This window comes from Paenibacillus sp. FSL R5-0744 (assembly GCF_037972555.1).
Classification (GTDB): Bacteria; Bacillota; Bacilli; order Paenibacillales; family Paenibacillaceae; genus Paenibacillus_AQ.
Genome location: NZ_CP150228.1, coordinates 4,082,515 through 4,103,296 on the forward strand (window position 1 = coordinate 4,082,515; position 20,782 = coordinate 4,103,296).

Below are 20,782 nucleotides of genomic sequence, written 5' to 3' on the forward strand. Positions count from 1 at the left end.
CGGCTAGTGTATAACTCTATTGAGCAAAGCTGCTGCTTCTGCACGGGAAGTGATCCCGCTCGGAACGAATTTGTTTGCTTCTCGACCGTTAATTAAATGAAGTGCCGCCGCCGCTCTTACTGACTCAAGCGCCCAGGTTGCCACAGCGGATTCGTCGGTAAAGGAAGAAGCCGTTTTTCCGTTCAGCTCGACGTCTTTCAAGATAACATACGCCCGCATCAGCATAGTGACTATTTCTTCGCGTTTGATGCTAGCATCGGGATTGAAAGACGTTGTGCTAATTCCTTTAATAATGCCTGCTTTGACCGCCATGGAAACAGCTCCCTCGTACCAGGCACCCTTCGATACATCCGTAAATTTCGATTCGCCCACTGATGTCAGGTTCAACGCTTTGACAAGCATCGCCGTAAATTCGGCCCGTGTTATAGAACGCTCTGGCTCGAACATTGCCGCGCTAGTGCCTTCAATAAATTGCTTCGCTGCTAGCTGTTCGATCGCATCGGCCGCCCAGTGAGTGGACTTAACATCGGTAAATAATTTCTTGAATTCGAGCACCGCATATTTACTGAAATGGTGAATATCGGCCACCCATTCTCCGTGTATAAACGTGCCTCGCACATATTCCAGCGTACCGTTGTCTGCCAAATAGTAAATGCCAGTCAGATTCGGATTTAAGGAAGGATCCGCTTTAAATCGAATCGTCATCGGTTTATCGAAGCTGTTCAAGCTTGTCACTTTACCATCTTTTCCGACAATCGATAAGCTAAAATTGATCACATTGCCGGAAATTTTAATATTTGCATGCGTGGAAGACTGCCTTATCGCTAGAAGGTTGTTAGCATCAGATTCGGATAAGAGAGTCATGATTAACTCTATCGTACTGTCTCGTTTAGCTTCTGCGGAGTATTTATCCGTCAACTGTTTAAGTAATTCAGCAGGGACCTCCAATGTGAATGAACCCGTTTGAATGACTAATGGATGTAGTCCAAGCAGTTCGGCTGCATTGGCAGGAAGTACAATTTTCTCTTTATCTTTGGCAACAATCGTCATGACTCCGTTGGAGGCTGGAGTGGTAAGGTCCTCCGATTTCACTACTAGTGTATGAGCATCGGTATTCCCATTGACTGTACCACCGGTAGAAGGAATACTACTATTCTCACCACTCGTCGGAGGACTACTATTTTCGCCACCTGTCACCTTTTGCTTAAATGTAACATTGATCATATGATCGGCAGTTATGTCAGTAACCGTATACACGTTTTCGGTCACCGACACGGCGGTACCGTCTAACAGTACCTCGTCGACTTCGTATCCATTATTAGGATTAAATGTAAAGGTTTGATCATTACCCTCATTGACTACAACGGCGCCGTTCGGACTGATCGTTCCATTTTCCCCCGCACTCGCCGTGATCGTCTTACTGTTCTCGCCACCTGTCTCTTTTTGCTTAAACGTAACATTGATCGTATGGTCGGCGGTTATGTTAGTAACCGTATACACGCTTCCGGTCACCGACACGGCGGTACCGTCTAACAATACCTCGTCGACTTCGTATCCATTGTTCGGATTGAAGGTAAAGGTTTGATCATCACCCTCATTGACTACAACGGCGCCGTTTGGACTGATCGTTCCGTTGTCCCCCGCGCTCGCCGTAATCGTATTACTGCTCTCGCCAATTTCTCCGTTCTCCGCGAGATTATAGAGCTCAAGCTCATACATAGCGTACATACCCCATGTCGTATAGTTCGCATCGTTGATCTTTATTCTGAGCTTAAGCGCATCTCGTACTTCAGGAATATTGGCAAAGGTATGCTCCATAACGCCGTCGTCTTCGTTGCTATTCCATTGGATCGGAACTCCACTTGCTATGGTTTCAAAGTTTATTCCGTCTGTAGAAGCCTGAACATCGATATTGGAAATACCCTGAATTAAACCAGATGTCGTAGCCATGACGATGGTGTTAAAGGTTTGCGGTTGTTCCCAAGTAAGATTAATCTCATGCGGAAACGGATGTTCGGTATTGTAGCCTCGCGAACTCGCGAACATGGTATAAATAATACCGTCAACCATTTTCTTAGCACTATAGTCCTCGCCTTCACGTTCTGCCGTTGCTGTAATCTCAGAATAACTTCTGGCAATATTGGTACCTATCCCATCCTCATTTCCTTTGAGAAAATTCAACGTGTAGAGCTTTGTAGTTGTCCCGTCGCTTGCAGTGGATCTGATATGAATTACGCTTTTCCCGACTGGAATGTCAAAAGTCTGCGCTGTGTTATTGGCGACAGTCTTTCCGTTGACCTGCAAGGTACCCGCTCCGTCCGAAAGTGTTGGCGTTATCTCGATGGAGTTTAGATCATTCGGGATCATTACTGAGTAGGTCATCGTACTATTGTCAAATGTAAAAGTAGGAACATTAGGGATTGTTAAATTACTAAGCGTTCCGTCTGCTGTAGGGGAAATCTCTCCGTTGTCTGGAAGATTATAAAGCTCAAGCTCATATAGCGCGTATATTCCCCAATACGTATTGTTAGCGTCATTGACCCGTATTCTCAGCTTCAGTGCGTCATTAACTGTAGGGATATTCGCATATGCGTATTCCATCTTGTTGTCGTCTGTGCTGCTAAACCATTGAATCGGTACCCTCTTTGCAAAGGTGGTCCAATTCGTTCCATCTGATGTAGCCTCAATATCAATATCCGTTATCCCCTGTAATAAGCCTGATGGCGTGGCCATGACCATCGTATTAAAGGTCTTTTGTTGAGTCCAAGTCAGATTGATCTCATGTGGGAATGGTACAATACTCGTATACCCGCTTATACTAGCAAACATGGAACCGTAATTTCCATCAACCATATTAGCCACACCATAGCCACTGCTGCCTCCCCTATCAGCTGTTGCTGTAATCGCTGAATAACTTCTCGCAATATTGGTGGTCGGTTGATTTACATTGCCTTTGAGAAAGTTTAAAGTATACATTCTCGAGGTTTCCCCATCACTTGCGGTAGAGCGAATAAGGATCTTACTTTTGCCAGTAGGGATGTTGAATGTAAGCCTCTCACCGCTGCGGTAAGGTAACCCGTTGATTTCCAGGGTGCCATTTGCATCCGTAAGTGTTGGCGTAATCGTGATCACATCTACATCGCTCGGAATAATGGCCTGGTAATTGATATTGTTTTTATTAAAAATAACCGACGGCATGTTAGTCATTTCCAAACTTTGCAGCGTTCCGTCATAGAGCTCCTGTCCTTCATACATGCTTACTCTGAAGCCGTCAACGAATAGGTTTTTGTTCTCCAGATTCACTACCTTGATCGTATGCTTGCCTGCTGACAAGTTATGATTGCTATATACCGATATCGAATCAAGTTGAACTTTTTCATATAGGTCTATAATCACTGGCGCGGAATCGTCGATGGATACGGAAATTTTACCGGAGCCTTCATTTTTCTCCGCGATAAGATCGATGCCAGCCCCTGTAAAAGTATAGGTCAATTCATCACCCGCTTTTAACGTGCCTTGAACACCGCCCATATAAGCGTATTTCCGGCTTTTTGCAAACCATTCACCATCAAAAGTGATCTCACCGGTCGCGTTATCGGTCATGTAAGTCATAGGTACATCCTGCCCATCGTAGGGACTAGTTGGCACAGGAATTTGACCCAATGTTTCTCCGGCCGCCGCTTTAACCAGATAATCATGAAGCTTGCTGATATATTCATTATCCAGGGTATATTTTCTCGGATCAGATGGGTTAACAGCGCTATCTACTATACGTTTTGCAAGCCCAGGATTGGTTTGCTTGAGTTGGTGCATCAGTTCGTATTCCTCAAGTCCGTCTCTTTGGGCCTCGTAACGCAGTGAGCTCTTAACCGTCATATGTTCCTTGTCTGGATATACGATCGTAGAATCTCCATAATGAGGGACATACCATACGTTCCATCCCCAATGTAAGTGTCCATGTACACCTTCTTGACTAAGATTCCAGAATAACAGTCTGCCAGTCAATATGGGCTGCGTCCAGAATCTGTTCAACCACGGAGCCGGATTCGCATCGCAAGTATACACCCATAAGTCTTTGCCTGCCGCCTGCTCCGCTTTATAGAGACTTTTCTTGTCCTCGAAAACTGGGGTTAACGGGACCCACACATCCACATAAGGTTTGATGGTATCGTTCATTAGAGTACCGGCCGCATCAGCATCCAAAGTCTTGAAATCCGGAACGACCTCTTTTATTTTTCTAGCGATATAAGTCATATAGTTTGTAATGCTCGAACCGTTAGGTTCGTCCTTAGTATGCTGATACCAAGTAATACCATTAAGCCAACCTTTTTCCTCTAAATGATCGTGCAATGCTGTCAAGTAGTTCGTAAGATAAGCGTCTGTAACAGGTAGTGAATCGAATTCAGGTACCGACGTTTTCCACGGATCTTGTGGATTATTATTGTTTGGCCTCTCACTTTGTGGCATTTGTTCTAACGCATGGATCAAGTGTATGTTCGCAAAATGAGTAATTCCTCGATCCATAAAGGTTTGAACATATCGATCGAACAAAGACCAGTCGATATTCTCCGGTATCCCGTCTTTAAAAGACACCATTTTTGTACCCTTTTCATTTAATAATAAGTCTGTACGAACCCAAATCATGTTCTGGCGATAGTCCGTCATGGTCTTGGCGAAATTATCCATAAGCTCAAACCACTCATCGCTATACGTCTCCACTCCATAATAGTTCTCGCCAACGTCATAACTAGACTGAGTTAAAGGATCATCTACAATCTCAGGTGGATTACCTCCAATCATAAAACCATTCGTCATCGACCATTGATAATTAACGAAATTAGCCTCAGAGGTTGGAGGGATTGCAGCGTTAGCAACTTCAACGTTAATAGGTACTTGATAATCGCCCAAAGTTGATTTCACCGTAACTATACCGAAATAGAGGCCAGGAACAGCATCGGCAGGGACATAATTCGTAATTAAGATGGGCTGAGTTGAATTTGCTGCTACATTTATAGAGGTATCATTCGAAAGCGGGTCGGGAATTTCGGATAAGGGGTAGATTTGCGTGCCTACCAAATCCGGTCGATATTGATTGGGCTGCACGGTATCCTCAAGCATGTATTCTTCAAAATGATAGCTTAAGTTGCTGTTTGAGATCGTATTTCCAGGAGATACAAGATCGGAAAATTCAATTCCTGTAATCTTAAAATCGCTTGTGCCTCTTACAGCAATTTGCTCACTTTCGTATTCGTTTTTGGCTGAAACAAGATCAATGCTGTTGTCATGATTTGCGGGAATCGTGCTGGTCCTATATACGGCTTTCAATGCATTTTCCACCCACACGTCCAGGTTGTTACTTTCAGCATGGACACTAGGCGCATTGCCCTGGAAAAATGTACTTACTAGAATCATGAAACAGATCATTGTATACATTGTCCGTTTGAACATAGATCAACCATCCTTTCATATTCATTTAATTTTAGAACACATTTAAAGCGCTCACATTATGCATTATAATCTCAATTGAAGTCTTGCTAAATAAGAGTATTTTTTGAAATCTAACAGATTTCGATTGTAAACAAAAAAAGGGCCATGCTTTTATGAGCATTGGCCCTTATGTGATCATGAATCTTCTTCTCTGATGTGACGATACTGCGGTATGCGTACGATAACGGAAGTGCCAATCCCAGGTTGACTATGAATATTGATCCCGTACTCAGATCCAAATAAGAGCTGTAATCTTTCTTGCACATTTTTAATCCCATAGCCGGAACTTTCATGTTCAAGAATACGTGCGATCATATACGGTTCCATACCGACGCCATTATCCTCCACGACAAAAACAATATCCTCACCGTCAAGACTTGCCCGCAGGATGAGTTTACCTCGCCCCTCCCGCTTCAGATCGATGCCATGCATAATCGCATTTTCAACTATCGGCTGTAAAATCAAATGAATCATTTCAAATTGAAATACCTTGTCGTCGGCATCGAATTCTACGTCAAATCTTGAATTGTGCATAGCTAATTGAATATGTATGTATGCTTGAACGTTAGTCCATTCATCTTGAATCGCAATAATTTGCTTCCCTTTATTTAAAGTCGTTCTGTAATAACTAGAAAGGTTATTTACCAAGTCACTAATTTCTTGAGCATCGATTCGCAGCGCTTTGGAATTAATTAAAGATAAAGAATTATATAGAAAGTGGGGATTGATCTGAGCTTGCAACGCTTTGAGTTCGGCTGACTTTTGCGTGACCTTTGTTTGATATACTTCCGAAATGAGTTGATTAATTTGTTTAAGCATAGAACCGAAACGATCGGTAAGCTGCCCGATTTCATCTTTGGAATTCGTGGATACAACAACCGTAAGATCACCATCTTCCACCATCTTCATTTTGGTGTTTAATTTCTCGATTCCTCTTAACAGCGTCTCTGAGAACAAGAAGATAATGATACTGAGGAAAACCATACAGATGAGTACAATGATACCCGTGGCGCTTAAAATATTGCGAATGCCTGTATTGTATTGATCATCGGAAACCAAATAATGCAGGACCCAATCGGTTTGCGGAATATCTTTGTTTATAACTAGGTAGGATTCGCCACCTAAGCTTGCTTTTGAAGTACCACTCCTTGAAAGGGATTGAAGCTGAACATCATCCATCTGCGGGGCATGCTCTGTTAACACCGGCTGATTCTTTTGATCGGTAATAATGATGCCCCTACCTTCATTCATCTTGCCAATGAAATCACCGAAGATTTTATTGTAATCAAACCGGACGTAAAGTTCAGCGCTCACGATTTGAAGATCGATATCGCGAATCACTCGAGTGGCAAACAATTCTCCATCCTCGAACCACCACTTCGTTGACTCGCTGCTCTTTGTCGCTTCATACCAATCCTTATCCTTAACTGCTGAAGAAGGCGTAATGAAGTTTCCTAATTCGGATTGCCGATTCTCAGAATACAACATAATCTCAGTCATATCCCCAACCATATACATTAAATTAAAAAAAATAGGTTCAATTTTATCATTCAACGTCTTAAATTGAGCGTACAAATCCTGATCTGGATTACTCATCAAATCAAGAAGCGCAGGATGAAATACAATCGATTTCATGGATACATCCTGTCTCTGAAGACGGTAACTAATTTCTAACGCCAGCTTCCTCGCCTCGTTATCCGCGCTTTGCTGAACCTGGCTTTTCAATGAAGCTTTGGAACTTTGATAGGCATACAAGCCCAGTACAATCGTTGGCAGGAAGATAACAATCACATATGAAAGCAATAATTTCTGACGCAGGCGGATATTACGAATAAATTTGAGCAGACTCATCTTCTTCCGCCACCCTCCCGATATTGAATAGGAGTCAGGCCGTTATGCTGCTTAAACATTAAATTAAAATAGGAAGTATTCGCAAATCCAACTGTACTGGCAATATCAACAACTTTAATCGTTGAATCTCGCAGTAGCTCCTTCGCTCGCTCCATACGTACAGCTGTAATATATTTGATTAGGTTTTGACCTGTACTTTTTTTAAAGAGGAAACTTAAATAACTTGGCGATAAAAAGACACGATTAGCTAAATAGTCAACCCCAATATCATTTCCGTACTCCATCTGGATGAGTATCTGTACATCTTCAATTACTTTGCGGCATTGATCATCTGTATTCGTTTTAATTTGCAGCAAATGTTCCTGAAAAACGGATAAAATGACTTGCCTCAACTCAGCAATTGAATTGCAAAGTGCGATTCGCTCCAAACCTTCCTTTAGTAAACTGCTGCTTTTTTTGCCTTGAAGCTCTACTACTTTTTTCAATATTTCTGTAAATAAAAGTTTGGCATACATAGAACTAAAGCGCTTACTATTTCGCATACTCGCAATGAGATACTCTATTTGATGCTCGAGTGTACGATATTCATTTCGTGCAATGGAAGTATAAATCTCCTTAAGCATAAGCTCTAACGATTCGTCGTCTATATGGTCATGAATGCTTTCGGCATCTTTGGAACAAACGACACTTCTATCCATAAAAAACCGAAAATTCATTAACTCTTCCATTTGGGTGAACTCGTCATGAAGCCCCTCTAGCTTATCTACCGGACTACCGACAATAATTAAACATCGCCGGTCAAAGCGAGTCTCCAGCCATTCTTTAACCTTTTCTCCATAAGTCATAAGCTCTTGCCCGTTATCGCTGTTCTTTGAAGCGGGATCAATTACGACGAGCATGATGCTTTGGTATTCATTGATATGTAATAAAAACATCTCATGTTTACTAGTCGATTGAAGAAATTCAAACGCTTCTGTATGATGTTGATCAAAAAAGTGATTTTGCAATCCAATCATAATCATATACATCCGCTTATTTTCCAGATGATTTAGTCCAGCAAAAGCTGCCCGTTCCTCGTAATGGACGTCACTCTCACGACCTTGAATGAGATCAAACAGGAGCTTTTCTTTCTCATACGCCACTCCTTTATGAAAGCCTTTGATCAGCAACTCGTCCTTCTCTCTCTGAAGTCGTTCGTCCTCTAGTATAGCGATTATGGATTGGAATATTTTGAGGAATTCCTTCACATCGATCGGCTTCAACATATAACTAACCGTTCCAAGTTGAATCGCTTTTTGTGCATATTCAAATTCCCCATAAGCACTGTAAATAAGCACCTTAAGGTCCGGAATGACTATCTTTGCCTGCTTGATTAACTCTAAACCGTCCATGAATGGCATGCGAATATCCGTGAATAACAGATCTACATGATGGCCCCTAATATATTCCAGCGCTACTTCCCCATCGTTGGCCTGAGCAACAGAAAAGGGTAGAGCATGCTTCTGAATAAGCCATTCAATAGCATCGATTTCGGCTTGTTGATCATCGACTACTAGAATATGATACATATTTTCCTCCTAACCGTTCATCGGGCGGTATTTACTCGCTTCCAGAGGATACTCACTACAAACCAAAGCATAGCACACTAGGCATTCCAATTCATACCATGTTACATTAACCACATGATTTGGTTTCTATTGTCAGATGGATTCTGTTAGATTTCGCAAAAATCTGTTATTTCGATGGAAATGGTATTTACATTACAATGAAATCTATACCGCAAAACAAATTTTAAATTTGGGAGGTCTTTGTATGAAGAGAACGTGGTTAATTCCCACTACTGCTTTACTCGCCTTGTCAATCCTCATAACAGGCTGCAGTTCCAACAGTACGAACAACAGCAGCACAAAGGAAAGTGCAACACCAAATGATACGGCGGCGCCGAAAGAATCAAAGGCTCCCGAACCGGTAAAAAAAATGAAGGTTAGATTATCCTATTGGAACAAAGAAGACAGTGTAAAGGCACTTCTGCAATTATTCAAAGATAAACTTCCCGATATAGAAGTGGAGTATCAGTTCATCGATAACAAGACTTACGTAGATGTCATCAAGACCCAGCTTGCAGCAGGCGAAGGTCCTGACATTATCGGTGGAGTAATCGACGCAAATACCGTCAAGACAGGATATTTCGAAGATTTAACAGAACGTTATGCTAGTAAGTATTATGAAACCGGCACGTCCACCGCGACATTTGATAATAAACTGTACGGATTGCCGCAAGCTAGTTGGTTTAACGGGGTTTACTATAATGTTGATCTATTTGCCAAATATGACCTAAACGTACCAACAACGCTTGATGAGTATTTCCAAGTAGCTGAAGTACTTAAGAAAAATGGAATTAAACCGCAAGCAATCGGTCTAAAAAATCCTAACGTAGCAGGCCAGTCGTTCCTTGGTTTAGCACTTAATGAATTTATCGGCACAACCGAAGGAAAAAAATGGAACGATGATTTTGGTAAAGGAAACTCAAAAATGGTCGATGCCCTGGAGCCTGCTTTGACGACATGGACCGAATACTTGAAACGTGGTGTCTTCACCAAAGATATGCTTGGGCTTGAAGAAGAACAAGCGATTGACGAGTTTACAAGTGGCAAGGCAGCTATGTTCCAAGCAGGACCTTGGTATATGGAAACCTTTAAGCAAAAGGCGCCTGACATGAAGATTGATATGTTCCCGAACCTGGGTACAAAAGGTGGCCCGGGTTGGATGGTCGGTGGTCCAGGGGTATCGTTTGGTTTGAATGCGAAGTCCAAAGTCAAGGATGCAGCGTACAAGGTGCTTGACCTGTTATCTACACCAGAAGGTCAGAATGCTTACTGGGTCGATAATAAAGGAGGTTCCTCTTTTTTGAAAGGGGTTACTTTTGAAATGCCAGCAGAGTACAACGGTGCTCAAGAAGCTTTCAAGGCGGGCAATGTCATGTACCCTGTTAATAATTGGGGCGTTGCTGGTCCTGCTTTCTCAGATCTAGGAAAAGGTATTCAAGAAATCATAGCAGGTACTAAAACGCCTCGACAAGTGCTAGAAGCGGTAGACAAAAAAGCAGTTGAACTGCTGGAGAAATCTAAATAGGTCGTATAAATTACAAGGGGCAAAGCGATTTGCTCCTTGTACATCCTATAAGCTAAAGGTTGTTGCGTATGAACAAACCAAACATTTTCAAACGAGAAATCAATTATGTTCTGCTTCTGCTTCCTGCCTTACTTATTTATTGTACCTTTTTCATATATCCGACGTTAAAGACCGCTGTATACAGCTTTACGAACTGGTCAGACGTGCATCCCGTTGTTGTCAAATATGTTGGACTAAACAATTATATCGCTCTATTTAAAGATTCCCTCTATTTAACAGGGATTAGCAACACTTTAATCTATGCAGTACTCGCGATGCTCGGACAGAATTTGCTAGCCATTCCATTAGCGGTATTTCTCAATAAAAAATTAAAAACAAAAAATCTGCTGCGGGCTGCGTTCTTCCTTCCTGCGGTGTTCAGCGTATTGGTTATCGGTTTTCTCTGGAATTTTATGTACTCACCTTCCGACTTCGGCTTGATTAATCAACTAGTAGTTGCTCTTGGCTTCGAACGCATCAATTTTCTCGGAGATCCGCGTCTTGCGCTCTACTCAGTCATCATCGCCTCCGTATGGCAGTGGGTGGGTTACACAATGGTTATTTATTTGGCCAACTTACAGAGCATCTCAACAGATTATTATGAAGCGGCGAAGATCGACAGAGCGAACGGGTGGCAATTGTTCCGTTATATCACGCTTCCTCTACTGCTTCCAGCGATCACCTTCAATACGGTTATGGGGATGATAAACGGTATGAAGGTATTTGATATTGTTTATGCCTTGACTGGAGGTGGCCCTGGGTATTCTACTGAAACGATCGTATCACTCATGATCAAAAAAGGGCTCAGTGAAGGTTTCTATAGCTACGGAGCCGCATTCGGAATCGTCTTCGTGATCCTCGTTGGCTTCATCACCTTTCTTCACTTTACACTAATCAAAATGTGGGAGCGGCGGTAATATGAATCGATATACTAAAGGGTCTGCCGTTACTGAAATTCTCTTGATCGTCATAGCCGCGATTTTTTTGATCCCTATTTACTATTTGATTATCACGACTTTTAAAACCCCAGCTGATGCAGTCTCTAGTCCGATGGGCCTTCCAATTAATATCACATTCGACAACTACGTTCGCGCCTTTAAAGCAATGAACTACTTCCATGTGTTAGGAAATAACCTTCTCATTACGATTTCCTCCGTCGCGGGTATTGTTATGTTTTCTGCGATGGCTGCTTACAGCTTGGTACGACATACGAACCGCTTCAATCGCCTCGTGTTCCTTTTATTCATGGTTGGAATGATGGTACCGTACCAAATGGGGATCTTGGCACTTTATAAACAAGTATCCCAGCTTGGACTTATGAATTCCCACACGGGTGTTATTCTTATAGAAATTTGTTACAGCCTCCCGCTCTCTATCTTTTTAATTAAAAGCTTTATCGGTTCTACCGTTCCATTTGAACTGGAAGAAGCAGCAAAAGTAGACGGCTGTGGGGTGTGGAGAACTTTCTTGCAGATTGTGTTCCCGCTGCTTATGCCGGTGATTGCCACTGTAGCGATCGTGAATACACTGGGTGTATGGAATGATTTCATGACACCGCTCTTGTTCTTGCAATCCCGTTCAAAGGGTGTATTACTCTTAGAAGTGTTCCGCAATATTGGGCAATTCTCGACCGACTGGACGAATTTCTTCCCGATGATGCTCCTAGCGGTCGCACCACTCATTCTGTTCTACATTTTCATGCAAAAATATATCATTAACGGCATCACGTCCGGCTCGCTAAAGGGATAGGGAGTTAATGACAAGGGGTTCACACTGAATCATACAGTTGTCAGCAGAAAGTAAAATATTACACTGAACCTAGAAATTAAAACAGCGATAGCACAGGACGAGAAAAAAGTCCTAGGCTGTCGCTGTTTTATTGAAGTAACGTTTTCTGTTAGTTCAATAATTCATTTTACCGATTTGGCTACTATCCATCTCAATATAAAAGCTCTAGCTCTTCTTTCTGCAATCAGTTTTTTCAATGAATAATTTATCTCTCTATATAACAGGCGCTATTTTATTTTTTCCTTCTTAGTATCCTACTCTTTTTTTTGCATGGATCGTAACGGTAATCGGCATATCGGCTTCTGCGTAAATTGATCGTAAGTACTTGGGTGGATGGGTTGCGCAAGATGAAATAACGAACATTTTCCCCATCAGCGATTGAGTCGCCTGGAATACCTAAAATAGCGTCAACTATTATATTTGTGCTTGTCTGGTTTATAATTTTCAAACCCAACACTCTGCTAGGCAATCCCCCCGTATCTGCATCAGGAGAGTAAAGACGTCCTCGAATGTTTTTAAAACCTGCGGAGCAGATCATGCGATTTGCGTACACATTGTTCCAAAATTGGCGGTAATACCGAAAAATTTTGATTCGGGTCGAGAATCGTAAGGGAAGTCTGTAGTAATCAAAATCACCGATTCGAATCAGTGGACTGTTTAGATCATACGAAAAGACTACTTTCTCCCATGCCTTTTCCGCATTCTGAATAAATGCCATAAGTCGTTTTCTCGAAACCATGCCGTCTCCCTCCTTATCGCTCTTCCATTGCATTCTATGTATGTTACCTTATGGAAGGCACGGCAAGAATGGATCCTCGTATTTCATGATTTTTCATTTCATGATGTTTGCCGGCTCATAAGTAAAAACCTTATTTTTGAGAAAGCAACTTGTAGCAAGGAACGATTACTGCTCGCACTTCTCGCATTACAATCTTCGTTGTCAAGGAGCAAATGAAGATGATAGCGGATATCCGAACATTGAAAAATAAAACAGATTTCATCCTTGTATACCTACATTTCGGGAGAGAATATCGATCATTTCCATGCAAGCTGCAGCACACAAACAAAACGCGACTAAACCGTTCCTACCGGCAGCCGCGTCATTTCTTGCTAAGTAATTTCCTTATCTCTCTAGCAGTAAATCTAAATCCCGAAAGCCTGGAGTGCTTTTTCGATGAAATGTCCAAACGCATCTTTCCGGTAAAGCATATGTTGCAGATAACTGAATTTTCAAGGAGGGAAGCATATTGAATAAGAAAAGAAAACGTCAACACCCCGTTCGCAAACAGCAAAACGAATTTATAACACCTGCAATTTTAAGACGAACGATACGAAATGTGCTGCCCTTCTATCGCGAAATCGTACGCAATCCAGCATACTCAGCTGCATGGGTGCAAGCGGTGAATACGATTGATTTTGTGCAGATGGAAAGACTGTTTCAAAAGGTAAGCCATGCCCCAATTGCAGAATTGGGATCAGGGTACAGTTTCGGCTTTCGTACACCTATGCGGGATCGACTATACGTCAACGGTTTTTTTCTTGACCCCGCTCAAAGTAAGTATAAAGTGGGAGAACATCTCGTAGTAGTACAAGCTATTCTTCCCTTATACCTCAGGTTGGCAACTGATATTCCATTTGCAACGCGTGTCACTGCCGCAATTAATTCAGGTAATACGACAAGACTGAACAGTTTAATTCGCGGATTAATACGCTCCCGTTTTTTACTAACTATCAGAGCACAAGATTCAGGCTTCAGAATCAGCTTTAGATTTCCGATCAGTCGCAAAATATATACTAATTACACCTTACTAGGAGTGGGCTAGTTAGTTGTGAAGACTGCCGGCTTTCACTGGTGGCAGCAACTGATTGAACTACTCGCGACTAAAGTGGCAAAATTCCTAAGTACGGGAGACTAACGTTTCTACTCCGCCGCTTCCGTCAACCATGCTTGCATAACCGGTGATTCCGCCCGATTCAAACGTAGGGCGATTTCGGTATTGATCTCATCCGGCGGCATGACTTCGACAAGGACACATACTGACTCTCGCAGCTGATTCATGGCAAACATGCCTTCATCATCAAGCATTTTCATTGCCAGCTCCATGGCCTTCAGCCTCAAATCAAACTCGCGATTCCCTTCGTCATTCTCAAGATCCGCAATGAAAGGACGCTCGATGAATCGTTGTTTAACGTGATCGAAGTTCTCATCCCCGAAACAACAATAGGGTGAATCGGCATAGGACCATTTGATGAGTTCAGCAATCGTCGATCCCGGTGTGTCACTTTCGTCTCCTTGTCTGGTCGATTCCATCTCCAAAGCTTCCCACGACCAGGCAGAGATGCTAGGCGCATGTCCCTCGCCAGTAGTATGTAGCGTACAGTAATAATAATGTTCGCCATTTTCAAAAAGAGCACGAAATGACTTTCTGGCAGCAGCGGCGATTTCTATCGCCAGCGTCTCTATTTCTTGCATCGGCTTCATGATAATGGTCCTCCTTTCCATTAGTCGATCAGCTCAGGTTATTTAAGAACGCTCGTCAATCAGCCGTTCTAGAAATTCCGCAAACGTTGAAGCATACTTGTCGATCAAATCATTCATGAGATCATAACACATGATCGGAAATTCCCCCTGTTTATCTCTAGTAGACGTATCAAAAAAATAAAGCTCGTCGCTATCCGGCACGAACAAGTCCAGTCTGTGGGGAAACCGACCTACCCACCATTCCTCGGCTTTATTCAGTCTATGTATGTAAAGAAGGTCGCCGTCGTAATACTCTCTATGTTCCGGAGCTGCGATCGCTAGAATATTGCCGTCTCCCAACCGGGCATTACCGTAATGAACCAGCCACCAGCGATAAGATGGCGGCAGGTAGAATCCTAATTCCTCTTCAGCTTCTGCTATCCAGCTTTCTTCCGCACCATGGCCAGGAAACCATTTTAAAGCGGAGGTCGTTTTCAGTTTTTCTGCCAAACGCTCATACATAAGTTCGATCCCCTCTCCTTATACATGGGTTTATTGTAAGTTTTGGATATCTCTCCAATCTTCTACAAATGATATGGCGGCGCTTTTCCTGCTACAATGTTATCAGGATGAACGTCAGTTGGCTCATAGTCATTCATACGGAGAAGGATATACTCAATCTCTTCTAATGGCATCTGCAATTTTTGGCTGACTTCATAAAGACGCATGTCTTGCGAAAGTAGTTTCCGTGCTTGATTTAGCTTTCCATTTAGCCAATTGTTTTCAAGCATCCATTTTTTCACCAGATCCAGTAGTTGATTTTGAGTTTCCTTATCTGCATGCTTATTATATTTAGCGACTGACTCTGACAAATAGTTACAAAGGTGACTGCCTAATACCTCACGTTGCTCATGCTTGGACATCCGTTGGTACTGTTCATAACTTATGCTGATATCTAATTCGAGGGTATGATCCCTGCTATCAAAACGTCTGGATGTTGTTCGACCATAACTTTCAGGTAAAACACGCAATACAAAAAAGATATCATAGGGAAACTTCCATGTATTTGCTAATTCCTCTAAGGGCAGCAGCTCATCTCTCAATTGACCCACACACGTTCCATGTGTATCCAAAGTAAAAACTAGTTTCATACATACCTCCCTCTCCCACACTTAAGGAGTATCCGGATCATCTGTTATTTTCTGAGATCGCTTCGCAGCCTTTCGACAAGAGCCACTGCTCCATAACTTCAAACGCCTGCCCCGCATCCTGTTCATAGAAGACAGCCACCTCTTGCTGGTAGGCATAATTCAATCGTACATAGCCGCCCAGCTGCCGGTAGAACAGGAAACAAGCATAGGCATTCTCAATGGACAAATCCGGCGGAAATTCGTTTTGGCATAAGTCGGCCAGTTCGGGCAGCGTAAGCTGATCCTGTCCTTGTGGCAAACGCAAAAAGAGATGGCTCCGAGTGCCCGTCCACGGTTCATAGTAGATGCTCTCCCCTTGGCTGATTCCATACACCTGACGATATATTTCATCCAGCACCAAGGCGTACATCCCTTCGTCTTCCTGCTCCCGTGCCTGCAGGGAAATCGCCTTTACGTGCTCCGCATGCCGAGGTAGCCAGAGCAGCCTAGCTGTCTGGGGATGTACTGCCAGAAAATCACCGTCCACCGTTGTACCTATAACGATACACTCGCCGATCTGTTGCTCACTAATGGGGCTGTTTTCGTCATGCTCCCATAATCCGTACTCGGCAAAAGGTTTAAGCACCTCCGCATCGGGAAGCTGAACATTCAACCACCCTCTGTAAGTCCCTTCACCGAATCGCCGCAAAAACCGGAGGTAGCCCTGTGGATAAACAGTAACGTCTTCCTTCGCAAGTGCTTGGTTTTGGCCGTCAGATAGCGGGTTTAGCTGAGATACGATGTACATAAATACTCCTCCTGTTAACTGAACGATCCTACCTTTTATTGAAAACCCAATTTTGCTAAAGATTGTTGTATTTCCCGGTCTGCTTTACTTTTGAAAGTTGCAAACTCCACTGAAGATAAAGAATTCGGAAGTTTCTGATGGATAAAGGAATCAAAATCGATTGCCGTCTTGAGAATACGAAGCGTGTGCAGCAAAGGTAGTTGCTCCATTCCCGTCAAACGGGTTAAGCCTTTACAATTCCTAATAGAAAGTTCCTCCAGTGCCTTCATATCCTGGTTAAAGCTGATTTCCTTCAGTTGGATTTGATCCTCAATAACAAGTCTCTTCAGCGCTTGAAAGGCTGTAATATTGGTCAGGTCATGGAAGCCGCGGACTCTAGTAATCTCCAGGTTCTCGATTGTATTCTCTTCAATTTCATGAATGTGCTCCCGGCCTCCAAGCAAAATGCGAAGGTGCTCCAGCTTCCTCAGCCGATTAATACAATGTAACGGCAGTTTGCTGATCGAATGCAGCGCGAGATAATTCAAGTTCTCCAGATAACCTATAGCATCAAGGTTTTTAACCTTACCCCCTACATGTAATTCCTCCAGATCAGAGAACTCTCTAAAATATTGCAGGTTGAGGGTCTTTTTATCCGAGATAATGTTTAATTTATTTAGAGAGTGCAACGTATCAATCCCCAAAATTTCCGAATTCTCCAGCTCGTATATGCCTATGCTCAAACTGCGCAGGTGATCCAGCTTCGCCAATGCTTCAGTGTTATGTGCCTGGGTGAGACTATCGAGGTGCAGCATTTTCACATGAGGAATCCGCAAGAGAGTATGACAATCAAAAGACAGCGAATAGTGGGCGTAGAAACGTACTCCGAAATCCTCATTCCAGCGCGCGCAAAGCTCATCCACTTCTTCCAATATGGAGCCATAAAAATCCGGGTGAGAAAATTGAATAATCACTTGGTTACCGTCGTGCAAATCCCGCTCGATCAGATCCCGGTCCAGCAGGGCAGGATTATTGATCAGAATTCTTTTTTTCCATATTTTCCGCATCCATTAATCCTCCTTTTTTGCCATTGATCACAAGCCCGTATTTACTGAAAATCCACGATTTTTTCAAATCGTGAATCGCATCATGGCTTATACGCACAGAAGGCTTTTGCTCCTTCATAGCATCTGCGTCATGCGCCGAGAAGCGAAGCGGCTTTGTCATTTTATTAATAGAGTCTTTTATTTCATCGAAAAACTTATATGTTAACGGCTTATGATCCCTGATATCCTCATAGATATAATACTTCCCGTTTTCATCTTCCAAATCCATTTGAAAGCCTTTAGGAAATGAAAGCAAGATACACGGCAATTCATCCTCTGCCCATTGTCCGTAATAGGGAAAATGGACACCTTCATTTCTCGCAAAAAATCCGGAGCCTTCATTATCAGACGCAACAGAAATGGAATAAACAAAGAATGGGTGACCATCATTCCTTTTTTCCTCTGCCGTAAAATAATGATAAAATGACTGATACGCCTCATACACCTGATTCTGGTCATGCTCTGTCTGGGCATAATTGGTTAGATAAAATTGCGCTTGCTTATGTTCAAAAAGCTTCAAAACGCTTTCAAACTCTTCCGGCCTTATGAAGAATCTAAGTTTATAAAATCCGCTGTTCTTTAATCTATCCATTTCTTTTCTCTCACCGCCATGTTCTAAAGTGTCATCTCAGATGACCTTAGCCATTTGCTCATTTATTTTCAAAATTCATATTTCGCAAATCGTTCTTTGAGAGTTTCTTCGTGCGGGATCCACTCCCAATCGCTCCATAATGACATTCTTACGAGTTCTGACAGCTTATCTACGGCTTGTGCCGGACTCGTAATGCTAATGAAGTCGTCAAAATCCTCATTGCGGATATCCAACGCTTTCTGCAAATAGTCATCGTTAAGACGCTCTTCTTTGAGTTGTTCATATTCATCCCTCGTCCACTGTTCACAAAAGATTCTTTCGGCCTCAATATCTCCATTCTCGAACAACGACAACTCGAATATTTCCTCATTTATATATCCGGCGGTCATCACTGGCTCCTCGATAAGCCGAGACAGCGTTTTGCCGATCTTCTTCACCGTACCCCATACAAAATAATCATGGAGCACGCTGATCCAGTACTCGTTGCTTTTGCTTACGTACATGACAACATTGAACTCTTGAGCCTCATTATTTGGCTTGCCTAATACTGTGGCATGCCCTTCGCTTAGCTCTCTTAATGCTCCGACAGTCTTCTCAAGGTTGTTCGACTTGATATGCAAATTTGCGAATGATCTTCCCACGAGATGGCCTCCTCTAATCGCTTTCTTATTCAGACTAATTCTTATTTATATCCTATAGATTGTATCTAAGTATGTCTCTTATTTCCATTATAGTGATCATTTGTCCTGAGTCTTCCTACTTTTCACCTGAATTTTGGAAATGGCCTTTACTAGGGAGAGATACTGTATTGTTGCTTCAAGCTGAGCTAGATCTCGATAACACAGTCATGACTGTGATCTTGTGTTCTTTATAAAAATCCATTTTTGCATCCCTGAGGTTAATATGCCGTTACTCTATTCTAACTTGGACATATCGTATTATGAGACTTTTTCCAAAAAAAGCATCTGAGGGGTTGGTTAGATGAAAGGTGTTTCTATTATTACCTGTACAAATCGTCAAAATTATTTAAACAACCTACTCCAAAATTTCAACAGACAACGATATGCCCAAAAAGAACTCATCATTATTATCAATAACAATGCAATTCCACTTTCCCCCTACCAACACTTAGCTAAAAAATACAAAAACATAAAGATATTTCGTAAGCCAGAACATCAAACTCTGGGTTCATGCTTAAACTATGCCGTCACAAAATGCAAATATCATACCATCGCCAAATTCGATGACGACGATTATTATGCCCCTCATTATTTGACAGAAAGTATTCAGACATTAAATAGAACAAATGCTGATATTCTTGGAAAGCGGGCTCATTATATGTATTTAAGTGGTTCAAAGACTTTAATCCTTCGTTTCGCGCATGACGAACATCGAACAGTTACCCATCTCCCAGGCGCTACACTCGTCTTCAAACGTAAAGTATTCGATCATGTGAAATTCCCTAATAAAAACGTGGGTGAAGATGATCTTTTTTGCAGCAGAAGCAGAAAGAAAGGTTATAAGGTTTATTCTGCGAGTAAGAATAACTTCGTAGCCATCCGTAGAAAAAACTCTTTAAAGCACACATGGATCATCAGTGATAGCACTTTAATAGCAAACCATAAGATCATCCGTAATATTAAAAATTACAAAGCATTTGTTGGACGCAGTCCAAAGATCAAATTATGAAACGGGCTACAGATTCCACTATATCTGCTGTATCTATTCTGACCTGTACGAAACGAGCTGACTGTATAAATACACTGTTTGATAACTATCGACGACAAAATTTTAATCTTAAAGAACTTATCGTAATCATAAATAATGATAGTTTGAAGATAGATGACTATACAGCTGCTGCAAAAAAACATAAGAATGTGTGGGTTTTTAAAGTACCGGAACATCATTCTCTCGGTTATTGTTTGAATTTTGGTGTGCAATTAGCGAATTATAGTTATATTGCAAAATTTGATGATGACGATTATTACGCTTCCAACTATTTAACTGATAGCATGCAAATACTCCATAAGACTAAAGCAGATATCGTTGGAAAACGGGCTCACTATATGTATTTGAATGATAAGAAGTTACTTTTGCTTCGTTACCTCCGAATGGAGAATAAATATGTAACCAATGTTCAAGGTGCGACCCTACTCATTAAACGCAAGGTGTTCGATCAGATTTCTTTTCCAAATCGGAACAGAGGTGAATGCGTTAAATTTTGTGCTGATTGCGCAGCTCATGGCTTTAAGATTTACGCAGGTAATAAGTATAACTTCGCTGCAATTCGTAGAAAAAACTCCAAAGATCACACCTGGATCGTCAGCGACAAGAAGCTTTTATCAAAAAGTGTTAAAGTTATTAAAGTAAAAAACTTCAAAAAATACGTCACTCGAAACTGAATTAATG

The 20,782-nt window shown here is 42.1% G+C and carries 17 protein-coding genes; 6 read left to right on the plus strand and 11 right to left on the minus strand.

Features of this window, described 5'->3' with window-relative positions; genetic code table 11:
- Window positions 1-3: 3 nt before the first annotated feature.
- From MKY19_RS18010 to MKY19_RS18020, 3 genes are all read right to left on the minus strand, one after another.
- Window positions 4-5,448, minus strand: a complete 5,445-nt coding sequence (locus MKY19_RS18010) for a glycoside hydrolase domain-containing protein (protein ID WP_339796600.1) — start codon at window positions 5,446-5,448, stop codon at window positions 4-6.
- 174 nt (window positions 5,449-5,622) lie between these two features.
- Window positions 5,623-7,338, minus strand: a complete 1,716-nt coding sequence (locus tag MKY19_RS18015; protein ID WP_076300602.1) for a histidine kinase — start codon at window positions 7,336-7,338, stop codon at window positions 5,623-5,625.
- On the minus strand, window positions 7,335-8,906 hold the full coding sequence (locus tag MKY19_RS18020; RefSeq protein WP_339796605.1) for a response regulator: 1,572 nt from the start codon (window positions 8,904-8,906) through the stop codon (window positions 7,335-7,337). The genes MKY19_RS18015 and MKY19_RS18020 overlap by 4 nt, the downstream gene beginning before the upstream one ends.
- A 244-nt stretch (window positions 8,907-9,150) precedes the next feature.
- Here MKY19_RS18020 and MKY19_RS18025 point away from each other — a divergent pair, with 244 nt between their 5' ends.
- The 3 genes from MKY19_RS18025 to MKY19_RS18035 all read left to right on the plus strand — a co-directional run bounded on the left by MKY19_RS18025 (window position 9,151) and on the right by MKY19_RS18035 (window position 12,258).
- Window positions 9,151-10,470 carry an extracellular solute-binding protein gene (locus MKY19_RS18025; protein WP_339796607.1) on the plus strand — a complete coding sequence of 440 codons (1,320 nt, stop codon included), beginning with the start codon at window positions 9,151-9,153 and terminating at the stop codon, window positions 10,468-10,470.
- A 68-nt stretch (window positions 10,471-10,538) separates the two neighbouring features.
- Window positions 10,539-11,426, plus strand: a complete 888-nt coding sequence (locus tag MKY19_RS18030; protein ID WP_076286224.1) for a sugar ABC transporter permease — start codon at window positions 10,539-10,541, stop codon at window positions 11,424-11,426.
- Window position 11,427: 1 nt separating this feature from the next.
- A complete protein-coding gene (locus MKY19_RS18035; protein ID WP_149646055.1) occupies window positions 11,428-12,258 on the plus strand; it encodes a carbohydrate ABC transporter permease in 831 nt (276 codons plus the stop codon).
- 271 nt (window positions 12,259-12,529) lie between these two features.
- Here MKY19_RS18035 and MKY19_RS18040 read toward each other — a convergent pair whose 3' ends face one another.
- The gene (locus MKY19_RS18040) at window positions 12,530-13,036 is read right to left on the minus strand and encodes a DL-endopeptidase inhibitor IseA family protein (protein ID WP_339796610.1); all 507 of its coding nucleotides are present in this window, start codon (window positions 13,034-13,036) and stop codon (window positions 12,530-12,532) included.
- A gap of 508 nt (window positions 13,037-13,544) precedes the next feature.
- Between MKY19_RS18040 and MKY19_RS18045 the strand changes: the two genes are divergently transcribed.
- Window positions 13,545-14,120, plus strand: coding sequence for a hypothetical protein (locus MKY19_RS18045; protein ID WP_339796612.1), 576 nt, complete (start codon window positions 13,545-13,547; stop codon window positions 14,118-14,120).
- A gap of 98 nt (window positions 14,121-14,218) precedes the next feature.
- Here the strand turns inward: MKY19_RS18045 and MKY19_RS18050 are convergent, their stop codons facing one another.
- From MKY19_RS18050 to MKY19_RS18080, 7 genes are all read right to left on the minus strand, one after another.
- Window positions 14,219-14,800, minus strand: a complete 582-nt coding sequence (locus MKY19_RS18050; protein ID WP_256721748.1) for a DUF4303 domain-containing protein — start codon at window positions 14,798-14,800, stop codon at window positions 14,219-14,221.
- 21 nt (window positions 14,801-14,821) lie between these two features.
- The gene (locus tag MKY19_RS18055; protein ID WP_339796615.1) at window positions 14,822-15,280 is read right to left on the minus strand and encodes an SMI1/KNR4 family protein; all 459 of its coding nucleotides are present in this window, start codon (window positions 15,278-15,280) and stop codon (window positions 14,822-14,824) included.
- A 62-nt stretch (window positions 15,281-15,342) separates the two neighbouring features.
- The gene (locus tag MKY19_RS18060) at window positions 15,343-15,909 is read right to left on the minus strand and encodes a hypothetical protein (RefSeq protein WP_339796617.1); all 567 of its coding nucleotides are present in this window, start codon (window positions 15,907-15,909) and stop codon (window positions 15,343-15,345) included.
- A 37-nt stretch (window positions 15,910-15,946) separates the two neighbouring features.
- A complete protein-coding gene (locus tag MKY19_RS18065; RefSeq protein WP_339796620.1) occupies window positions 15,947-16,696 on the minus strand; it encodes a hypothetical protein in 750 nt (249 codons plus the stop codon).
- A gap of 35 nt (window positions 16,697-16,731) precedes the next feature.
- Window positions 16,732-17,742 carry a hypothetical protein gene (locus tag MKY19_RS18070; protein ID WP_076300594.1) on the minus strand — a complete coding sequence of 337 codons (1,011 nt, stop codon included), beginning with the start codon at window positions 17,740-17,742 and terminating at the stop codon, window positions 16,732-16,734.
- Window positions 17,705-18,373 (minus strand): hypothetical protein, encoded by a 669-nt coding sequence (locus MKY19_RS18075; RefSeq protein ID WP_339796623.1) that lies wholly within the window; start codon window positions 18,371-18,373, stop codon window positions 17,705-17,707. Before MKY19_RS18075 ends, MKY19_RS18070 begins: the two co-directional genes overlap by 38 nt.
- 68 nt (window positions 18,374-18,441) lie before the next feature.
- Window positions 18,442-19,014, minus strand: a complete 573-nt coding sequence (locus MKY19_RS18080; protein ID WP_076300592.1) for a hypothetical protein — start codon at window positions 19,012-19,014, stop codon at window positions 18,442-18,444.
- Between the two features lie 340 nt (window positions 19,015-19,354).
- Between MKY19_RS18080 and MKY19_RS18085 the strand changes: the two genes are divergently transcribed.
- A complete protein-coding gene (locus tag MKY19_RS18085) occupies window positions 19,355-20,062 on the plus strand; it encodes a glycosyltransferase (RefSeq protein ID WP_339265501.1) in 708 nt (235 codons plus the stop codon).
- Window positions 20,059-20,775 (plus strand): glycosyltransferase family A protein, encoded by a 717-nt coding sequence (locus MKY19_RS18090; protein ID WP_042189343.1) that lies wholly within the window; start codon window positions 20,059-20,061, stop codon window positions 20,773-20,775. The genes MKY19_RS18085 and MKY19_RS18090 overlap by 4 nt, the downstream gene beginning before the upstream one ends.
- The last annotated feature ends 7 nt before the right edge of the window (window positions 20,776-20,782 follow it).

Bases quoted from the DNA above. Each gene is read 5' to 3' on its own strand.
- MKY19_RS18010 (WP_339796600.1), bottom strand. From the start codon at position 5,448: ATGTTCAAACGGACAATGTATACAATGATCTGTTTCATGATTCTAGTA.
- MKY19_RS18015 (WP_076300602.1), bottom strand. From the start codon at position 7,338: ATGAGTCTGCTCAAATTTATTCGTAATATCCGCCTGCGTCAGAAATTA.
- MKY19_RS18020 (WP_339796605.1), bottom strand. From the start codon at position 8,906: ATGTATCATATTCTAGTAGTCGATGATCAACAAGCCGAAATCGATGCT.
- MKY19_RS18025 (WP_339796607.1), top strand. From the start codon at position 9,151: ATGAAGAGAACGTGGTTAATTCCCACTACTGCTTTACTCGCCTTGTCA.
- MKY19_RS18030 (WP_076286224.1), top strand. From the start codon at position 10,539: ATGAACAAACCAAACATTTTCAAACGAGAAATCAATTATGTTCTGCTT.
- MKY19_RS18035 (WP_149646055.1), top strand. From the start codon at position 11,428: ATGAATCGATATACTAAAGGGTCTGCCGTTACTGAAATTCTCTTGATC.
- MKY19_RS18040 (WP_339796610.1), bottom strand. From the start codon at position 13,036: ATGGTTTCGAGAAAACGACTTATGGCATTTATTCAGAATGCGGAAAAG.
- MKY19_RS18050 (WP_256721748.1), bottom strand. From the start codon at position 14,800: ATGGAAAGGAGGACCATTATCATGAAGCCGATGCAAGAAATAGAGACG.
- MKY19_RS18055 (WP_339796615.1), bottom strand. From the start codon at position 15,280: ATGTATGAGCGTTTGGCAGAAAAACTGAAAACGACCTCCGCTTTAAAA.
- MKY19_RS18060 (WP_339796617.1), bottom strand. From the start codon at position 15,909: ATGAAACTAGTTTTTACTTTGGATACACATGGAACGTGTGTGGGTCAA.
- MKY19_RS18065 (WP_339796620.1), bottom strand. From the start codon at position 16,696: ATGTACATCGTATCTCAGCTAAACCCGCTATCTGACGGCCAAAACCAA.
- MKY19_RS18070 (WP_076300594.1), bottom strand. From the start codon at position 17,742: ATGCGGAAAATATGGAAAAAAAGAATTCTGATCAATAATCCTGCCCTG.
- MKY19_RS18075 (WP_339796623.1), bottom strand. From the start codon at position 18,373: ATGGATAGATTAAAGAACAGCGGATTTTATAAACTTAGATTCTTCATA.
- MKY19_RS18085 (WP_339265501.1), top strand. From the start codon at position 19,355: ATGAAAGGTGTTTCTATTATTACCTGTACAAATCGTCAAAATTATTTA.
- MKY19_RS18090 (WP_042189343.1), top strand. From the start codon at position 20,059: ATGAAACGGGCTACAGATTCCACTATATCTGCTGTATCTATTCTGACC.